Raw genomic sequence first — 18,759 nt, forward strand, 5'->3', positions numbered from 1 at the left:
GAGAAGTCCGTGACGATCGAGTTCCGCGATGTGACCAAACGCTATCCGGACGGCACGGTGGCGGTGAACGGACTCTCGCTCACCGTCGACGACGGCACCATCACCGTGCTCGTCGGCCCTTCGGGCTGCGGAAAGACCACGTCGCTGCGCATGATCAACCGCATGGTGGAGCCCACGTCGGGTGCCGTGCTGCTCGACGGCAAGGACGTGAGCGAGGGCGACCCCGCGCTGCTGCGCCGCGGCATCGGCTACGTGATCCAGCACGCCGGCCTCTTTCCACACAGGACGGTGCTCGACAACATCGCGACCGTGCCGCTGCTGTCCGGCTGGGACAAGCGCAAGGCCCGCGCCCGCGCGGCCGAGCTGCTGGAGACCGTCGGCCTGCCGAAGGAGCTGGGCAAGCGGTATCCGGCTCAGCTCTCGGGCGGCCAGCAGCAGCGCGTGGGCGTGGCCCGGGCGCTCGCGGGCGACTCGCCGGTGCTGCTGATGGACGAGCCGTTCTCGGCGGTCGACCCGATCGTGCGTGAGGAGCTGCAGGACGAGCTGTTGCGGCTGCAGTCGCAGCTGGGCAAGACCATCGTGTTCGTCACGCACGACATCGACGAGGCGGTGCGGCTCGGTGACAAGATCGCGGTGCTGCGCGTGGGCGGCGTGCTCGCCCAGTACGGCACCCCGTCCGACGTGCTGCGCCACCCGGTGGACGACTTCGTGGCGTCGTTCGTCGGCCGCGACCGCGGCTACCGCGGTCTGTCCTTCGTGTCCGCCAGCGGCGTCGAGGTGTCCCCTGCGGACGTCGTGGAGCTCGGCACGAAGGTGCCGGAGCCGTCGAAGAACTGGCTGCTCGTCGTGAACTCCGACAAGCAACCCCGCGGCTGGCTGCCGCCGAACTCCACTGTGGACGGTGAGCTCGCCGAGGGCGACATCGTGGCCGGCGGATCCCTCTACGTGCAGGGCACGCCGATCCGCGGCGCGCTCGACGCCGCCCTGTCGTCGCCCGCCAGCCTCGGCGTGGTCGTGGACGAGGAACACCGCGTGATCGGCACGGTCGTGGCCCACCAAGTCCTGGACGTGATCGAGGCCACTCCGCAGGCGTCTTGATGGGCGGCTTCTTCGACGAGCTCGGGCGCTACCTGGGCAGCGCGAACAACCGCGGCGAGATCCTCGGTGACCTGGGCGAGCACATCTACCTCGCGCTGGTGCCGCTGGTGATCGGGATCGTGCTCGCCATCGTGCTGGGCTGGCTCGGGCACCGCTGGCAGCCGGTGCGCAGTGTGCTGCTGGTGGTGGCGAACCTGCTGTACACGATCCCGTCGCTGGCGCTGTTCGTGGTGATCCCGGGCCTGATCGGGTCGAAGATCCTCGACAGCATCAACGTGATCGTCGCGCTCACGATCTACACCACGGCGCTGCTCGTACGCCCGGTGCTGGACGCGCTCGAGGCCGTGCCGTCGCACATCATCGCCGCCGCCACGGCCATCGGCTACCGGGCGCCGCGGCGCTTCCTCGGCGTGGAGCTGCCGCTTTCGGTGCCGGTGCTCGCCGCGGGCGTGCGCGTGGCGTCGGTGAGCAACATCAGCCTCGTGAGCGTCGGCGCGCTGATCGGCACCGGCGGGCTGGGCGTGCTGTTCACCGACGGCTTCCAGCGCGAGTACTTCTCGCCGATCGTGGTCGGCATCGTGCTCACGCTGCTGCTGGCGCTGGTCGTCGACGTGGTGCTCGTGCAGCTGCGCAACGTCCTGACCCCGTGGGAGCGCGCCGGCCGTGCACCCGTGCTCGCGGAGGCGACCGCGTGAACGTCTTCGACTGGTTCACCACCGCAGCCAACTGGCAGGGCCCGGACGGCATCGCCACGCGCTTGGGCGAGCACATCGGGTACGTGCTGCTGGCGCTGGTCATCGCCGTCGTGATCGCGTTCCCTCTCGGCCTGTGGGTCGGGCACACCGGCCGCGGCGCCGTGGTGCTGGTGGGCGCGGGCAACGCGATCCGCGCACTGCCGACGCTGGGGCTCGTCACGTTCCTGTTCCTGCTCTTCACCGAGAGCACCACGGCCACGATCATCGGCCTCGTGGTGCTGGCGATCCCGCCTGTGCTGGCCGGCACGTACGCGGGCCTGCAGGCGGCCGAGCACGACGTGGTCGACGCCGCCGAGGGCATCGGCATGACCGGCTGGCAGCAACTGTGGAAGGTCGAGCTGCCGATCGCGTTGCCGCTGGTGCTGGGCGGGATCCGCAACGCCGTGCTGCAGCTGATCGCGACGGCGGCGGTCGCCGCGTACGTCGGCCTCGGCGGCCTCGGCCGGTTCCTGCTCGACGGGCTGGCCATCCTCGACTACACGGAGGTCGTCGCGGGCGCCATCCTCACGGCGCTGCTGGCGATCGCGTTCGACCTGGTGCTCGCCGCGGTGCAGCGCGCACTCGTGCCGGAGGGCGTCCGACTCGCCGCGCAGGCGACCACCGGCTCGGCCGCGGCGGCGGGAGGTGTGGCGTGAGGCGCTGGGGTCTGGTTTTCGCTTCTGCCGTCTTGGTTTTGGCCGGCTGCGGCAACCCGCTCGCCGGCGGCGGCGAGGGCGGCACGACGGGCGACATCATCATCGGCGCGTCCGACGTCGGCGAAAGCCTCCTGCTGGCCCAGATCTACGCCGGCGCGCTACGCGACGCCGGCGCCCAGAACGTGACGGTGCGCCCGCCGGTCGGCAGCCGCGAGGTCGTGGTGAAGGCCCTGCAGGACAAGTCCCTTTCAGTGGTGCCCGACTACAGCGGCAACCTCCTGCGCTACTTCGACAAGGACACACAGGCGACCACTTCGGACGATGTGTACGCGCAGCTCAAGCAGAAGCTGCCGGCCGGGTTCGAGGTCCTCGAACAGGCTCCGGCTCAGGACAAGGACTTGCTCGTGGTGCGCCCCGAACTGGCGGCCTCCGGCGTCCGCACGTTCTCGGACCTGGGCCGGCGCTGCGGCGAGCTGGTGATGGGCGGGCCGGGCCAGTGGAGCAGCCGGTGGAAGGACCGCATCGAACAGCTGTACGGCTGCTCCTTCAAGGAGATCCGCACCACCGACACCGGCGGCCCCGTCACCGTGGCCGCGCTGAAGTCCGGCGAGGTCCAGGTGGCCGACCTGTTCAGCACGTCGTCGACGATCAAGTCCAACGGCTTCGTCCCGCTGGACGACGACAAGAACATGTTCCCGGCGCAGAACATCGTGCCGCTCGTCGCCCGCGGGACTCTGTCACCGGCCGAGGTCGCCGCCCTGAACCGCGTCTCGGCCGCCCTGACGACCGACCAGCTGACCGAGCTGAACGTCCAGTTCACCGACGAGAAGCGCAACCCGCTGGACGTCGCCGACGACTTCCTGGCGCGCAACCACCTGAAGGCTTGAGCCGTCAGCGGAACTCGTGCACGACCTCGATCACCGATGAGGTGCCGGTTGAACTCCTCCAGCTCCTCGGCCGGCACCCACAGCTCGAGGATCGTCTCGCCGCCCACCTGCTGCACCGGGTAGCGCTCCACGAACGCCGTCTCCACCTCGAACCGCGTGACGAACCCGGCGCCGTCGTGGCGGACGTTCCAGTCCCTCGCGATGCGCACCGCGTAGTCCTCGTTGAGCACCGGGTAGAAGATCGGCTGCTCCGGCAACCGCGGCGGCCACGCGCGCCACCGGAGCTCCCGCACGAGCTCCAGCTCCACCGGTCCGGTGGGTCGCCAGAGGATGGTCATCGGCTTCCCTTCACAGTCGTTCGAACGCGGGCGCGTACCGGAAGGCGCCCCGGTTTTCCGGTTTGTACGCGGTCAGCGTGCGGGCCTGGAAGTGCTGAGCCCACTCGGGCACCGGCGGTGTGATGCCCAGCCGCTCGGCCGGCACGAACTCGAACCTGCGGTAGTACCCCGGATCGCCCAGCAGGACCACGAGTGCGAACCCGAGCGCATCGGCGGCCGCGAGCGTCGCGTGCACGAGCGCCGACCCCGCCCCGCGGCGCTGAACCTCCGGCAGCACCCCGAGCGGCCCGAAGCCCAGCGCGGATTTCGGATCGTCCCCGAGCAAAGCCGGGCTCGAGCACGCGTGGCCTGCGACCTCGCCGTTGTGCTCGGCGACCAGCGACAACGCGGGGATGAGGTCCCCGTCCGCCCGCAGTCCGTCGACGAGCACGGCCTCGGGCACCGTGGTGAGCCCGGGCTGCGCGAACGCGGCCGTGTGCACGGCGCGGATCGCGGTCTCGTCGCCGCGAACGGCTTGGCGGATCAGCATGGGGGTGAATTCTTCCTGGCCGCGCGTGCACGGGTAAAACTCTTTTCCGCTCACGCGAATGGTCCGAACAGCGCAACGCGGTGAAAACCTCCGAGGCGACTCTTCTTCCTGCGAGCAGGGCCGCGCACCTAGCCTCAGGCCAACTGGTGCTCGCGCTGGTCGAGGAGGGACGAACTGTGCGCAAATCTCGGGGAACAGTGACCAGAAGCCTGACGATCCTGGGGAGTGTCGCCTCGATCGCGACCGTCACCGTGTTCGGGAGCGGCGTGGCGGCCGCGCAGGAGGGCGCGATCGTCGGTGCGGGTGGTGCCGGTGCGGTGAAGGACAGCTACCTCGTGGTGCTCAAGGACGGCGCCTCGGTGGAGTCGACGGCGAAGAACGTCACCGGCCGCCACGGCGGCTCGGTCGAGCGCACGTTCTCGAAGGCGCTGCGCGGCTTTGCCGGCACGATGTCCGAGACGCAGGCCAAGCGCACCGCCGCCGACCCCGCTGTGTCCTTTGTGGAGCAGAACCGCGTGGTCCACGTCATGACGGACCAGCCGGACCCGCCGTCGTGGGGCCTCGACCGGGTGGACCAGCGTGAACTGCCGCTGGACGCGGACTACAGCTACAGCACGACGGCGGCCGACGTGCACGCGTACGTGATCGACACCGGGATCAACCTCACCCACTCCGAGTTCGACGGTCGCGCCGTCTCCGGGTACGACTTTGTGGACAACGATTCCGACGCCACCGACTGCTACGGCCACGGCACCCACGTGGCCGGCACGATCGGCGGCACGACCTACGGCGTGGCGAAGGAAGTCAGCCTGACGGCGGTCCGCGTGCTCGACTGCACCGGCAGCGGCACGCTCGACCAGGTCGTCGCCGGCATCGACTGGGTCACCGAGAACGCCGAGCTGCCGGCCGTGGCGAACATGAGCCTCGGCGGCCCCGTGTCCACTGTGGTGGACGAGGCCGTGCAGCGCTCGATCGCCGCGGGTGTCACGTATGGCATCGCGGGCGGCAACTCCTACGGCGGCAGTGCGTGTGACGCCTCGCCCGCCCGCGTACCCGAGGCGATCACCGTCGGCGCCACCACGGACACCGACGCCAGGTCCGCCTTCTCCAACACCGGCTCGTGCCTCGACCTCTTCGCGCCGGGGTCCGACATCACGTCCGCCTGGATCGGCAGCGACACCGCGACCAACACCATCAGCGGCACGTCGATGGCGACTCCACACGTGGTCGGCGCCGCCGCGCTGTACCTGGCGGACCACCCGTCGGCCACACCCGAAGAGGTCCGCGACGCGCTGGTCGACGCGGGGACGAAGGACGAGATCACCGACGCGGGCACGGAGTCGCCGAACGTTCTGGTGTACTCCGGTACCGACGGCACCGGCGACCCTGATTGACGTGTTGCCTGCCGGGGTCAACCCTTCGACGTGGCAGCAGAAACCTCTGACTCACGTCGCGTAAGCACCAACGGCCCATCCTCCGTGACGGCCACCGTGTGCTCGGAATGCGCCGTCCGGGAGCCGTCGGCCGAGCGGATCGTCCAGCCGTCGGGGTCGTACACGATGCGGTCCGTCGTGCGCGCGAACCAAGGCTCCAGCGCGAGCGTCAGACCCGGGCGCAGTTTCAAGCCGCGCCCCGCCGTGCCCTTGTTCGAGACGTGCAGGTCCTCGTGCATGGTGCGGCCGATGCCGTGGCCGCCGAACTCCGTGTTGACCGGGTAGCCATGAGAGCCGGCCACCGCGTAGATCGCCGCGGAGATGTCGCCAAGGCGGTTGCCTGGCAGAGCCGCCGAAATCGCCGCCTCCAGCGCTTCCTCCGTGGCCCGGATGATCCGCAGGTCCTCCTCGGCCGGAGCCCCGACGATGACCGTGCGCGCCGAGTCGGCGACCCAGCCGTCGATGCTGACCGCGAGGTCCGCGGTGAGCACGTCGCCGTCGCGTAGTACGTAGTCGTGAGGCAGGCCGTGCAGGACCGCGTCGTTGACCGAAAGGCAGATGACGTTGCGGAACGGCCCCTCGCCGAACGAAGGCGCGTAGTCCCAGTAGCACGACTCCGCCCCGCGCCGCTTGATCATGCCGCGCGCGTGGTGCTCGAGGTCCAGCAGGTTGACGCCCACGTCGGCGAGCCGGCCGACCTCGGTGAGGACCTCCGCGACGAAGCGGCCGGTCACGTGCATGCGGTCGATCTCCGCAGGCGTCTTCAGTTCGATCACGAAAAACCTCGCAGCACAAAAGGTATAGTTATACCGCCACCTTAACACTGGCCGGTATAGAAATACCACCAAACGGCCGGAGGCCACCACGGGCGAACCGTGGTGGCCTCCGGAGAAAACCAGCGATCAGTCGAACGCCTTCGCGATCAGCGCCTTCTGCTCCACCTCGTGCACCTTCGACGAACCCGCCGACGGCGCGGCCATCGGGCGGCGCGAGACGACCTGCAGGCCGGCGAAGACCTCCGGGAACTTCCGCGGCAGGTTGAGACCGAAGAACGGCCACGCGCCCTGGTTCTCCGGCTCCTCCTGGACCCACGCGATCTGCGTCGCGTTGCTGTAGCGCTCGATGGCGGCGAGCAACTTGCGCCTCGGCAGCGGGTAGTACTGCTCGATGCGCACGATCGCGACGTCGTTCGCCTCGCGCTTGTTGCGCTCGGCCACCAGCTCCCAGTAGAGCTTGCCCGAGGTCAGCAGCACCTTGCGGACGCCGTCGGGGTTCTGGGTGGTGTCGTCGATGACGGACATGAACCGGCTCTGGCCGGTGAAGTCGTCGACCGCCGACGTCGCGGCCTTGTTGCGCAGCATCGACTTCGGCGTGAAGACCACCAGCGGACGCTGGATGCCGTCGAGGGCGTGGCGGCGCAGCAGGTGGAAGTAGTTCGCCGGGGTCGACGGCACGGCGACGGTCATCGAGCCCTCGGCGCACAGCGAGAGGAAGCGCTCGATGCGCCCGGACGTGTGGTCCGGGCCCTGGCCCTCGTGGCCGTGCGGCAGCAGCAGCACGACGTCGGAGCGCTGGCCCCACTTGGCCTCGCCCGAGGAGATGTACTCGTCGATCACGGTCTGCGCGCCGTTGACGAAGTCACCGAACTGCGCTTCCCACATGACCAGCGACTCGGGGTTCGCCACGGCGTAGCCGTACTCGAAGCCGACGGCCGCGTACTCCGACAGCGCCGAGTCGTAGATCATCACGCGGCCCTGGCCCTCGGCCAGGTTCTGCAGCGGCGAGTACTCCTGGCCGGTCTTGCGGTCGATGAACACCGAGTGCCGCTGCGTGAACGTGCCGCGGCGCGAGTCCTGGCCGGACAGTCGCACCAGGCGGCCCTCCATCGCCAGGGAGCCGAACGCGAGCAGCTCGCCGAACGCCCAGTCGACGTCGCCTTCGCGCGACATCTTGTGGCGGCGCTCCATGACCGGCTTCACGCGCGGGTGCGGGGTGAAGCCCTCGGGGACGTTGACGAACGCGTCGCCGATCCGCTCCACGACCTCCTGCGAGACGGCAGTGGTGACCTTCGCCGGCACCTGCTGCTCTTCCTCGACCGAGGGGCTCGCCTTCGCCGGGTGCTTCTCGAGCTCGCGCACCTCGTTGAAGACGTGCTCCAGCTGGCTGGAGAAGTCGCGCAGCGCGGCTTCGGCCTCTTCGACGGAGATGTCCCCGCGGCCGATCAGCGACTCGGTGTAGGTCTTCCGGACCGAGCGCTTGGTGTCGATGATGTCGTACATCGCCGGCTGCGTCATCGAGGGGTCGTCGCCCTCGTTGTGGCCGCGGCGGCGGTAGCAGATCAGGTCGATGACCACGTCCTTGTGGAACGCCTGGCGGTACTCCACGGCCAGCTTGGCCACCCAGTGGGCGGCTTCCGGGTCGTCGCCGTTCACGTGGAAGATCGGCGAGCCGATCATCTTCGCGACGTCGGTGGCGTACTGCGACGAGCGCGAGTGCTCCGGCGCGGTGGTGAAGCCGACCTGGTTGTTCACGATCACGTGCACGGTGCCGCCGGTGCGGTAGCCGCGCAGCAGCGCGAGGTTCAGGGTCTCGGCCACGACACCCTGGCCCGCGAAGGCCGCGTCGCCGTGCATCAGGACGGGCAGTACCGAGTAGCCGCCGGTAGCACTGTCGCCCTTGTCGAGGATGTCCTGCTTGGCGCGGACGATGCCCTCGAGCACCGGGTCGACCGTCTCGAGGTGCGACGGGTTCGAGGCCAGCGACACCTTCGTCTCGCCGTCGCCGAACATCCGGAAGTACTTGCCCTCGGCGCCGAGGTGGTACTTCACGTCGCCGGAGCCGTGGGCCTGGCCCGGGTCGAGGTTGCCCTCGAACTCCTGGAAGATCTGGCTGATCGGCTTGCCGACGATATTGGCCAGCACGTTGAGGCGGCCGCGGTGCGGCATGCCGATCACGACCTCGTCGAGCTCGTGCTCGGCGGCCTTGTCCAGCAGCGTGTCGAGCAGCGGGATCGCCGTCTCGCCGCCTTCCAGCGAGAAGCGCTTCTGGCCGACGTACTTCGTCTGCAGGAAGGTCTCGAACGCCTCGGCGGCGTTGAGCTTCGACAGCACGTACTTCTGGACGGTGGAGTCCGGCTTCTCGTGCGGGATCTCCACGCGGTCCTGGATCCAGCGCCGCTCCTCGGGGTCGAGGATGTGCGTGTACTCGATGCCGACGGTGCGGCAGTACGAGTTGCGCAGCACGCCCAGGATGTCGCGCAGGGTCATGCGCTCCTGGCCGGAGAAGCCGCCGACCGGGAACTCGCGGTCGAGGTCCCAGAGGGTGAGGCCGTGGGAGATGACGTCGAGGTCGACGTGGCTGCGCTGGCGGTAGTTAAGCGGGTCCGTGTCGGCCATCAGGTGGCCGCGCGTGCGGAACGCGTCGATCAGCTCGATCACGCGGGCGGTCTTGTCGACCGGGCCCTCGGGGATGTCGGCGACCCAGCGGATCGGCTCGTACGGCAGGCGCAGGCTGGTGAAGACGTCGTCGTAGAAGCCGTCGCCGCCGAGCAGCAGCTCGTGGATGCGCTTGAGGTACTCGCCCGACTCGGCGCCCTGGATGATGCGGTGGTCGTAGGTGGACGTCAGCGTCATGATCTTGCTGACGGCCAGGTCGACCAGCGTCTTCTCGCTCGTGCCCTCGAACGCCGCCGGGTACTGCATGGCGCCGACGCCGATGATCGCGCCCTGGCCGGCCGACAGGCGCGGCACCGAGTGGTTGGTGCCGATGCCGCCCGGGTTGGTCAGCGAGATGGTGGTGCCGGCGAAGTCGTCGGCGGTGAGCTTGTTGTTGCGGGCCTTCTTGATCACGTCCTCGTAGGCCTGCCAGAACTGCAGGAACGACATGTCCTCGACACCCTTGACCGAGGCCACGACGAGGGTGCGCGCACCCTCCTTGCCCTTCATGTCGATGGCGAGGCCGAAGTTCACGTGTTCCGGCGTGACCGAGAACGGCTTCCCGTCGATCAGCTGGTAGTGCCGGTTCATGTTCGGGAAGTCCTTCAGCGCCCGCACCATGGCGTAGCCGATGAGGTGCGTGAAGGAGATCTTGCCGCCGCGGGTGCGGTTGAGGTGGTTGTTGATGACGATGCGGTTGTCCGCCATCAGCTTCGCCGGGACGGCGCGCACGCTGGTCGCGGTGGGCACCGTCAGCGACGCGTCCATGTTCTTCGCGATCGCCGCGGCAGCGCCGCGCAGCTGCTTGGTCTCCGGCTCTTCCTTCGCCGCCGGCGTGGCGGCGGGCGCCTTCTCGGCGGCCTTCGGAGCCGGCTTCGCGGGCGCGCTCTTCGGGGCCGGGGCCGGCGCGGGGGCCGCGGCCGGCTTGGTCGGCGCCGTCTGCCGGGCGGCCGACTCGGCGTTCTGGACCGCCTTGGCGGACGGTTCGGTCGCGTGGCCGTTTCCGCTGGCCGCAGTGGTGGCCGCGCTCTGGCGCGCACTGTCGGCCTTCGCCTGTGCCGTCTGCGTCGGCTTGAAGTCTGCGAAGAAGTCGTGCCAGGCGGCATCGACTGAGGAAGGGTCCGCGAGGAACTGGTCGTACATTTCCTCGACCAGCCACTCGTTAGGGCCGAACTGTGACGCAGGGCTGCTGCTGGACACGGCTTGGGCTCGCCTCTATCCGTCTCGATCTTGTCTGTGCTAATGCGTCTACCAGGCTAACCCCCTCTGTGACGGCCGTGTGATGGAACCGCCCTCTGTGAGGCCTGGCGCACTAGGGGATCGATCACTGACTCGATCAAGTGTCCCGAGGAGCGGACGTTTGAGGTAGAGGAGATTCGCCGGTCACGACCATTTCGGGCAACGTTGGTGCCTCCTTCGCCGAGGCGCCCGCACGCGTTCACGCCCACCCGGTGCACTGTCGGAAGGATGCGGCCCACGTCGGCTGTGCGGCCGCCCTGGCGCTCCGAGGTGGTGCAGCACGATGTGGCTCGTCGAATGTCCCTCGTTCTGGGACCAGGGGCTCATCCGCCCCCTGGTCGTCGAGAACGGCAAGGTCGTCCTCATGTGCGACTCCTGCGGTGTGGTCTGGCACACCCCCGCCGGCATCGACGACTTCGAGCACGTCGCACCCTGCGAACCCGACTGGTCCATCGACCAGGACAGCCACGTCCGCCCGGGCACGGTCCGCTGGGCCTCCGAGGCGGAGGTCACGTCGGCCGGGTGGGGCGAGCTGGCCTGGCGTGAGCTGCCCTAATTCTCTTCGGTCGCGTTCTCCTTGGTCGCATCCACGGCCTCGGCCAACTCGGCGGACAACGGGTACGGCGGCTCGGCCGGCAGCAGCGCCCGCGCTTCGGTGACGCGTCCGTTCGCGAGGTGCTCACGGATGGCGCGCATGACCGGCGTGACGTCGGTGACCGCGGTGATCCACTCGCCCACGTACCGGTCCACGGCCTCGCCGCTCAGCCCGAGCTGGATCGAGCGGTGCGGCAGCGGCCGGTGGTGCACGTCGCGCTCGGGGTCCCACTGCACGCGGACCGGGCTGGTCCGCATCGCGGCCTTCCACGCTGCCTCGTCGCGGTGCACCCGCGGGTCGAAGTGGCTCAGCGCCGCGTGGGCGAGCACCCAGGCGAAGCCCTCGCGCGTCAGGTCCAACGCCAGCGCGCGCTCCTGGCCGGGCTTGGTCGCCCATCCGCAGCGGTAGCCCATCCACGTGAACGACGGCTTGATCCACGTCATCCGCTCCCGCTTGAACGGCGCCACGAACGTGCCCGCCGCCAGCGCCGCGTCGGCGATCTCCGGTGAGTACGCCTGGTAGACGCGGATCGTCCGGTCGTCGTGGCGCGCGCGGATCTGATGGGCCGGGACCCTGGCCTCTTCGAATACCGTCTCTTCGAACACCCTCCTGATTCTCGTGTCGTGCGCCGGTGCCTGGCGAAGGCTTTTCCGCCGACGTCAGCCGAGGGACCACAAGCGGGCGTAGTGGCCGCCGGCCGCCAGGAGTTCGGCGTGGGTGCCCTGTTCGATGATGCGGCCGTGGGCGAGGACGACGATGCGGTCGGCCTTCGCGGCGGTGGCCAGGCGGTGCGCGACGACGAAGGTGGTGCGGCGGCGCGCGAGGTGTTCGGTGGCGCGCAGGACGGCCGCCTCGGTGGAGGGGTCGAGGGCGGCGGTGGCCTCGTCGAGCAGCAGGACGTCGGGGTTCACGAGCTCGGCGCGGGCGAGCGCGACGAGCTGGCGCTGGCCGGCGGACAGCGACCGGCCGCGTTCGCCGACGGGCTGGAGGAAGCCGGCGGGCAGGGCGGCGACGCCGTCGAGCGCGCCGACCGAGCGGACGGCCGCCTCGACCTCCGCGTCGGTCGCGCCGGGGCGGCCGTAGCGGACGTTGTCGGCGACGGTGCCGGAGAACAGGTGCGCCTCCTGCGGCACGACGCCCATGCGGGCGCGCAGGCCGGCCAGGTCGTACTCGCGGACGTCGACGCCGTCGATCAGCACCGCGCCGCCCGTGGCGTCGTAGTAGCGCGCCACCAGCTTCACCGCCGTGGACTTGCCCGCGCCCGTCGCGCCGACCAGCGCCACGGTCTCGCCTGGCGCCACGTCCAGCGACAGCTTCTCCAGCGCCGGCTGCTCGGCGCCCGTGTAGGAGAAGTCGACGTCCTTGAACGTCACCTCGCCGCTCAGGTGCTCCGGCAGCGCGATCGGGTGCGCGGCGGGCGGCACCGACGTCGGCGTGCGCAGCAGGTCGCCGATGCGGGCCAGGCCGACGGCCGCCTGCTGGTAGCCGTCGAACACCGCCGACAGCTGCTGGATCGGCGAGAAGAACTGTTGCAGGTACAGCAGGAACCCGAGCAGCACGCCCGCCTCCAGCGTGCCCGCGGCCACGCGGTTGGCGCCGACCACGAGCACCGTGGTGGTCGCCAGGTCCGACATCAGCGCCACCAGCGGGAAGTACGTGGCGACGTAGCGCTGCGCCCGCAGCCGCGAGCGCCGGTACGCGTCGCTGCGCGAAGCGAACGCCTCCGCCGAACGCTCTTCGCGCGTGTACGCCTGGGCGACCCGCAGACCGCTCACGTTCTCCTGCAGGTCGGCGTTGACCACGCTGACCTTCTCGCGCGCTTCGGAATACGCGCGCGAAGCGACCCTTCGGAAGATCACCGTCGACACCAGCAGAATGGGCAGCAGGGCAAGCGCGTACAACGCCAGTGACGCGTCGGTGACCAGCAGCGCGACGGTGATGCCCACCAGCGTCAGCACGCTCACCACGGCGGTGGCGAGGCCGGTCTGCAGGAACGTGGACAACGCGTCGACGTCCGTGGTCATCCGGGTCATGATCTTCCCGGACAGCTCACGCTCGTAGTAGTCGAGCCCGAGCCGCTGCAGGTGCGCGTAGCTGCGCACGCGCAGCGAGTACAGCACCGTCTCGCCGACGCGCGCGGTGAGCCGCGTCTGGCCGCGCACCACGAACCAGTCGGCCGCGACCACGAGCGCGCCGATGCCCGCCATCAGCCAGATCACGCTGACGACACCCGGCTGCACGCCGTGGTCCACCCCTCGCTGGTACAGCGCGGGCAGCGCCAGCGACGCCAGCGCGTCGGCCGCCACCAGCGCGATCACCGCGACCAGCGGCCACCGCACGGGCCGCAGCAGCCGCGAAAGCCGGAACCCCGGGTCGGCGGCTGTGATGTCCACATCGGACAGTCGTGGCCGGTCGTCGGCGGGCGGCAGCTTGCGCACGCCCTCCAGCAGCTCCGGCGTCGGCGGTACGTCGGCTCCCGCACCGCCGCCCCCGACGAAACCGGTTCCACCGCCCGGTGTGCCCCCGCGTGCGGCGGCGGCTTCGGCGAGCGCGTCGACCTCGTCGCGGTCGTCGCGTGGCCACAACACCGGCGTGACGCCGCTGGCGTCGGGCTCGAGGCCCTCGCAGCGGTGCGGCTTCTCGACGTCGTCGCCTGGGCCCGCCACGAGTTCGCGGAACAGCGGGCAGCGCGCCTGCAGCTCCTCCTCCGTGCCGACGTCGACGACCTTGCCCTGGTCGAGCACGGCGATCCGGTCGGCGAGCTGCAGCGTGGAACGGCGGTGCGCGATGAGCAAGGTGGTGCGCGAGGCCGTGACCGAGCGCAGCGTGTCGTGGATCGCGGCCTCGGTGACGGTGTCGATCGCCGACGTCGCGTCGTCCAGGATCAGCACGCGCGGGTCGGTCATCAGCGCCCGCGCGAGGCCCAGGCGCTGGCGCTGCCCGCCCGAGAGCGTGAGGCCGCGCTCGCCGACCTCCGTGTCGTAGCCGTGGGGCAGGGCGCGGATGAACTCGTCGGCCTCGGCCGCGCGCGCCGCCGCGTACACCTCTTCATCGCTCGCGTCGGGCCGCCCGTAGGCGATGTTGTCGCGCACCGACGAGGAGAACAGGAACGCCTCCTCGAACACCACGCCGATCGCCTGCCGCAGCTGTTTGAGCGGAACATCGCGCACGTCGAGGCCGCCGATGCGGACCACGCCGGCGTGCGCGTCGTAGAACCGCGGCAGCAGGAGCGAGATCGTCGACTTGCCCGATCCCGCCGTGCCGACGAGCGCGAGCGTCTCGCCGGGCCGAGCAGTGAGCGTGAGGCCGTCGAGCACCGGCTCGCTGCGGGTGTAGCCGAACTTCACGTCTTCCAGCTCGACGCCGAGCGGGCCCTCGGGCAGCGGCCGCGCGTCGGGGCGGTCCACCACGTCGGGCTGTGCGTCGATGAGCTCGTACACGCGCTCGGCGCCCGCGCGCGTGAGCTGCGCCTGCACCACCAGGCCGGACAGCATCCGTGCGGGCCCGATCAGCGTGGCGAGGTAGGTGGCGAACGCGAGGAAAGTGCCGAGGCTGATCTGGCCGTTCAACGCCAGGACGCCGCCGATCGCGAGCACCGCGACCTGACCCGCGGCCGGCAGCGCGGTGGTCGTGGCCGTGGGCACCGCGGACAGCCTGGCCGCGCGCAGCCGCTCGGCGAACAACCGCCGCGCCGTGCGTTCCAGCCGCGAGACCTCACGCGACTCCTGGCCGAAGCCCTTCACCACGCGCACGCCGGTGACGGTCTCCTCCACCTGCTGCGCCACGTCGGCCGCGCGCTGCTGCGCCGACCACGTGGCCGGGAAGAGCCGTTTGCGGCTCAACGTGACGATGATGCCGACGGCCGGCGCCACCACCAGCGCGATCAGCGTGAGCAGCGGCGACATCCACAGCATCGCCCCCAGCGCGAGCAGGGCGAAGATCACCGACCCCGCCGACAGCGGCACCTGCATCAGCAGCCCGGTCACGAGCTGCAGGTCGGAGATCGCCCGCGAGACCACCTGGCCGGTGCGCAGCGCGTCCTGCTTGCCGCCGTCGAGCCGCGAGACGGAGCCGAACACGCGGTTGCGCAGGTCGTGTTGCACGTCGAGCGCGAGCCGGCCGCCGACGTAGCGGCGCAGGAACGCTGAGCCGAACGCCACCACCTGCAGCGTGACCAGCGCGGCCGCGATGCCGCCGAGGCCCGCGGTGTGCCCGGCCACCGCGTCGTCGACAGCTGCGCGCACGAGCAGCGGGCTCGCCGCCTGCACGCCCACGGACAGGATCGCCGCGGCCATCGCGAGCACGACGACGCCCCGGTGCTCCCAGCACGCGGCCGAGAGCCGTCGGACCCAGCCAACGGGAGGAGCCGGCGTCTCAGCAGCCGGGCGGTCTTGACGCGCACGCGTCGCAGTGGTGGTCACGTTCTCAATCTAGGCACGGGGACCGACTTTTTATTCCGCTTTGAAGGGGTGACGGGTCCCTTCACCCCTTCAGCCGCCGCCGCACGACCGCGGGTCGGCAAAGAAAAGCGCTTGTGCCGCAACACATCGCGGCCCACCTCAACCACACTGGGTCGGTCACCGATCGCACCGCGGGGCTCCGGGGGCTCGGCCCCCGGGCAATACATCGCGCCGTCCAGGGGAGCACGAAGTGCGAACAGGAAGGGGAAGAAGGGGCGACCCGCTCAACCAGCCTGGGGGTCACTGGGAGCGGGCCGCCGAGTACCAGCTTAGGTAATAAGTGGCGAGTTCGCTCCTCGGGGTCTTCAACGAACATCGATTACTTCTTCACAGAGTGAGCCCGCAACCGGTGAAGAAGCACGTTCAGGATCATGAAACCCCTCGTCACGGGCACTTCGATCGCCGAATGGGTACCGCTGAACGGGACGCGCAGCGTGACGAACGTCGCTCCGGCCAGGGGCTCCTCTTCGGTCGCCGCGCGGTGCCCGAAAGAAACACGAGGGGCCCCCGCTGGTTCGCGGAGGCCCATCGAGGCGCCAGGTGGTTCGGAAAGGTCACGCCAGGGCGGTCGCCAGGGGCGTGTGCGGCAGGCCGTGCGCGGTGGCGACGGGCTCGTTGGTGAGGGCGCCGTCGTGGGTGTTGAGGCCCCTGGCGAGCGACGCGTCGGCGTTCAGGGCCGCGTGCCAGCCGCGCTCGGCGAGCTGCACGGCGTAGGGCAGCGTCACGTTGGTGAGACCGTAGGTCGAGGTCCGCGGGACCGCGCCCGGCATGTTGGCGACGCAGTAGAACACCGACTCGTGGACGCGGTAGGTCGGGTCGTCGTGCGTGGTCGGGCGCGAGTCGGCGAAGCAGCCGCCCTGGTCGATGGCGATGTCGACCAGCACCGAGCCCGGCTTCATGCGCGAGACGAGGTCGTTGGAGACCAGCTTCGGGGCCTTCGCACCCGGCACGAGCACGGCGCCGATCACGAGGTCGGCCTCCAGCACGGACTCCTCGACCGACAGGCGGTTGGAGGTGACCGTGCGGATGCGGCCGCCGAAGTCGTTGTCGATCTGGCGCAGGCGGTCGACGTTCGTGTCCAGGATCTCGACGTCCGAGCCCAGGCCCAGTGCCACGCGGGCGGCGTTGATGCCCGCGACTCCGCCGCCGATCACCACGACCCGCGCCGGGTGCACGCCGGGGATGCCGCCGGGCAGCACGCCGCGGCCGCCGCTCGGCTTCATCAGGGAGTACGCGCCCACCTGCGGCGCCAGCCGGCCGGCGACCTCGGACATCGGTGCGAGCAGGGGCAGGGCGCCAGTGGCCGTCTGCACCGTCTCGTACGCGATCGCAGTGGTGCCCGCCGCCAGCAGGGCGTCGGTCAGGGGCCGGTCGGCCGCGATGTGGAGGTAGGTGAACAGCACCAGGTCCTTGCGCAGCCGCGGGTATTCCGCGGCGATGGGCTCCTTCACCTTGAGCACCACTTCGCCCTCGGCCCACGTCTCGTCGGCGGTGGCGAGCACCTTCGCGCCGGCGGCCACGTACTCCTCGTCGCTGATCGACGAACCCACCCCGGCGCCGGTCTCGACGAACACGTCGTGACCACGCCCCACCAGCTCGTGCACGCCGGCCGGGGTCAGGGCGACCCGGTACTCGTGCTTCTTGATCTCACGGGGAACGGCGATACGCACGGCGGCCTCCAGGCGGCGGATTGGTTCGAGGTGCTGCCACTCACGGTGATGCACCCGGACGGCGGTGTCATCATGCGCGCAGAACAGTTCTTTCGCCATTTCATGGTGCCACGGGCACAAATAGCTTGACCTCGACCGCGCTCGAGGTTGTTGGCTGTCGCACCTGGTCATGGAGGAGGGCGTGCATGCGTGCGGTGTGGTTGAGGGAGTTCGGCGGACCCGAGGTGCTGGTGGCGGGGGAGGCGCCCGACCCGGTCCCGGGGCCGGGCCAGGTGCTGGTCGAGGTGGCGTTCGTGAACGTGACGTTCGTGGAGACGCAGTTCCGGGCGTCAGGCTTCGGCCCTTCCGCGGCGGAGCTGCCGATGATCCCCGGCAACGGCGTCGGCGGCGTGATCAGCAAGGTCGGCGACGGCGTTGACCTGGCGCTCGTGGGCCGGCGGGTGGTGACGTCGACCGGCGGCAGCGGCGGCTACGCCCAGCGCGCGGTGGTCGACGCGGCCCTGGTCTTCCCGGTGCCCGACGCACTTTCGCTCGACGCCGCGGTCGCGTTGCTCGCCGACGGCCGGACGGCCACCGGGCTCGTCCACACCGCGGCAGTGGCGCCGGGCGACCGCGTGCTCGTCGAGGCTGCCGCCGGTGGCGTCGGCAGCCTGCTGGTGCAGCTCGCGAAGGCGGCCGGCGCCATCGTCGTCGCGGCGGCCGGCAGCGCTGAAAAACTCGCGCGCGCCAGGGAACTCGGCGCGGACGTGGCGGTGGACTACACGGCTGCCGACTGGGCTTCGGTGGTCGGACCGCTCGACGTGGTCTTCGACGGGGTGGGCGGTTCCATCGGCACGACGGCGTTTTCCCTGCTGCGTCCCGGCGGCCGCATGGCGGTGTACGGACTCGCGAGCGGCGCGTGGGCAGAAGTGTCCGAAGAGGACGCTCGCGTTCGCGGCGTCACGGTGATCCGCTCCCTCGGCGACGCGGCCGCGCTGCGTGCCTTCACGGTGTCCGCCCTCCACGCGGCTTCGTCCGGCCACCTCACTCCTGTGATCGGGCAACGGTTTCCGCTCGCAGCGGCCGCCGACGCGCACGCGGCGATGGAAGCGCGCGGCACTTTTGGCAAGACGCTGCTGGTCGCGTGACACCCTTCGACGTCGACGAGTTCCTCGCGCAGCCGCTCACCGCACGCGTCGCCACTGACGGTCCCACCGTGCGCCCGACCTGGTACCTCTGGGAGGACCACACGTTCTGGATCCTCAGCGGCCCGTGGTCCCACCTGCCCGCCCACGTCCGCGCTTCGCCACGGCTCGCCCTGACGGTCGACGTTTGCGACCTCGCGACCGGCCTGGTGCGCCAGGTCGTCGCGAGCGGTCCCGCGGCGGTCGTGGCTTTCGACGTGCCTCGCGGGCGGCGGAAGCTGGTGCGGTACCTAGGGCCTGACGAGCAGCGGTGGGATCCGCGATTCCGGGCCTACCTGAACGAGGCCGAGCGCGGCACGGTCTGGGTTCATCTGACGCCGGAAACCCTTCGTGCGAAAGACCTTTCCTACGAAGTCAACGCCGCTGCAGAGCCGCCAGCTGTATAAGCAAAGCCAGCCGCACATCGGGGTCGTAGCGTTCGATGCGAGACGCGTCGGGCCTGGTTCAGCGCATTGCGCCAGACCCCGGCCCCACCAGACAGGCCCCCACCCTCCACCGGGGA

13 protein-coding genes and 1 pseudogene are annotated in these 18,759 nt (G+C 70.3%); 8 read left to right on the forward strand and 6 right to left on the reverse strand.

Going from position 1 to position 18,759, the window contains the following annotated elements; all coding sequences use genetic code 11:
* Positions 1 to 9 precede the first annotated feature (9 nt).
* From AB0H62_RS34450 to AB0H62_RS34465, 4 genes are read left to right on the forward strand one after another with little or no spacing between them, the layout of a single operon-like run.
* Positions 10 to 1,098 carry an ATP-binding cassette domain-containing protein gene (locus tag AB0H62_RS34450; RefSeq protein WP_220243999.1) on the forward strand — a complete coding sequence of 363 codons (1,089 nt, stop codon included), beginning with the start codon at positions 10 to 12 and terminating at the stop codon, positions 1,096 to 1,098.
* Positions 1,098 to 1,793: an ABC transporter permease subunit gene (locus AB0H62_RS34455; RefSeq protein ID WP_220243998.1), complete on the forward strand. Its 696-nt coding sequence runs from the start codon at positions 1,098 to 1,100 to the stop codon at positions 1,791 to 1,793. The genes AB0H62_RS34450 and AB0H62_RS34455 overlap by 1 nt, the downstream gene beginning before the upstream one ends.
* Positions 1,790 to 2,488: an ABC transporter permease gene (locus tag AB0H62_RS34460; protein WP_360590731.1), complete on the forward strand. Its 699-nt coding sequence runs from the start codon at positions 1,790 to 1,792 to the stop codon at positions 2,486 to 2,488. The genes AB0H62_RS34455 and AB0H62_RS34460 overlap by 4 nt, the downstream gene beginning before the upstream one ends.
* Positions 2,485 to 3,375, forward strand: a complete 891-nt coding sequence (locus AB0H62_RS34465) for an ABC transporter substrate-binding protein (protein ID WP_360590733.1) — start codon at positions 2,485 to 2,487, stop codon at positions 3,373 to 3,375. Before AB0H62_RS34460 ends, AB0H62_RS34465 begins: the two co-directional genes overlap by 4 nt.
* Before the next feature lie 348 nt (positions 3,376 to 3,723).
* Here AB0H62_RS34465 and AB0H62_RS34470 read toward each other — a convergent pair whose 3' ends face one another.
* Positions 3,724 to 4,242 carry an N-acetyltransferase gene (locus AB0H62_RS34470; RefSeq protein ID WP_220243995.1) on the reverse strand — a complete coding sequence of 173 codons (519 nt, stop codon included), beginning with the start codon at positions 4,240 to 4,242 and terminating at the stop codon, positions 3,724 to 3,726.
* Between the two features lie 176 nt (positions 4,243 to 4,418).
* On the opposite strand from AB0H62_RS34470, the pseudogene AB0H62_RS34475 reads away from it, so the two are divergent.
* Positions 4,419 to 5,621 (forward strand): annotated as a pseudogene (locus AB0H62_RS34475) (S8 family peptidase); the annotation flags it as partial.
* A 32-nt stretch (positions 5,622 to 5,653) separates the two neighbouring features.
* Here AB0H62_RS34475 and map read toward each other — a convergent pair.
* Together map and AB0H62_RS34485 are read right to left on the reverse strand one after the other, a co-directional pair.
* The gene (map, locus tag AB0H62_RS34480; protein WP_354864627.1) at positions 5,654 to 6,451 is read right to left on the reverse strand and encodes a type I methionyl aminopeptidase; all 798 of its coding nucleotides are present in this window, start codon (positions 6,449 to 6,451) and stop codon (positions 5,654 to 5,656) included.
* A 126-nt stretch (positions 6,452 to 6,577) separates the two neighbouring features.
* A complete protein-coding gene (locus AB0H62_RS34485) occupies positions 6,578 to 10,309 on the reverse strand; it encodes a multifunctional oxoglutarate decarboxylase/oxoglutarate dehydrogenase thiamine pyrophosphate-binding subunit/dihydrolipoyllysine-residue succinyltransferase subunit (protein ID WP_220243992.1) in 3,732 nt (1,243 codons plus the stop codon).
* Positions 10,310 to 10,631: 322 nt separating this feature from the next.
* Between AB0H62_RS34485 and AB0H62_RS34490 the strand changes: the two genes are divergently transcribed.
* A complete protein-coding gene (locus AB0H62_RS34490; protein ID WP_220243991.1) occupies positions 10,632 to 10,904 on the forward strand; it encodes a hypothetical protein in 273 nt (90 codons plus the stop codon).
* Here the strand turns inward: AB0H62_RS34490 and AB0H62_RS34495 are convergent.
* The 3 genes from AB0H62_RS34495 to ald all read right to left on the reverse strand — a co-directional run bounded on the left by AB0H62_RS34495 (position 10,901) and on the right by ald (position 17,073).
* Positions 10,901 to 11,548: a DUF4291 domain-containing protein gene (locus tag AB0H62_RS34495; RefSeq protein ID WP_220243990.1), complete on the reverse strand. Its 648-nt coding sequence runs from the start codon at positions 11,546 to 11,548 to the stop codon at positions 10,901 to 10,903. The two genes, AB0H62_RS34490 and AB0H62_RS34495, sit on opposite strands and share 4 nt — an antisense overlap.
* 54 nt (positions 11,549 to 11,602) lie before the next feature.
* Positions 11,603 to 15,364, reverse strand: coding sequence for an ABC transporter ATP-binding protein (locus AB0H62_RS34500; protein ID WP_220243989.1), 3,762 nt, complete (start codon positions 15,362 to 15,364; stop codon positions 11,603 to 11,605).
* 593 nt (positions 15,365 to 15,957) lie between these two features.
* On the reverse strand, positions 15,958 to 17,073 hold the full coding sequence (ald, locus tag AB0H62_RS34505; RefSeq protein ID WP_360590919.1) for an alanine dehydrogenase: 1,116 nt from the start codon (positions 17,071 to 17,073) through the stop codon (positions 15,958 to 15,960).
* Between the two features lie 185 nt (positions 17,074 to 17,258).
* Here ald and AB0H62_RS34510 point away from each other — a divergent pair, with 185 nt between their 5' ends.
* Positions 17,259 to 18,200 (forward strand): zinc-binding dehydrogenase, encoded by a 942-nt coding sequence (locus AB0H62_RS34510; protein ID WP_360590737.1) that lies wholly within the window; start codon positions 17,259 to 17,261, stop codon positions 18,198 to 18,200.
* Positions 18,197 to 18,643, forward strand: coding sequence for a pyridoxamine 5'-phosphate oxidase family protein (locus tag AB0H62_RS34515; RefSeq protein ID WP_360590739.1), 447 nt, complete (start codon positions 18,197 to 18,199; stop codon positions 18,641 to 18,643). The genes AB0H62_RS34510 and AB0H62_RS34515 overlap by 4 nt, the downstream gene beginning before the upstream one ends.
* The last annotated feature ends 116 nt before the right edge of the window (positions 18,644 to 18,759 follow it).

It is taken from the genome of Amycolatopsis sp. NPDC050768 (genome assembly GCF_040654155.1).
Classification (GTDB): Bacteria; Actinomycetota; Actinomycetes; order Mycobacteriales; family Pseudonocardiaceae; genus Amycolatopsis.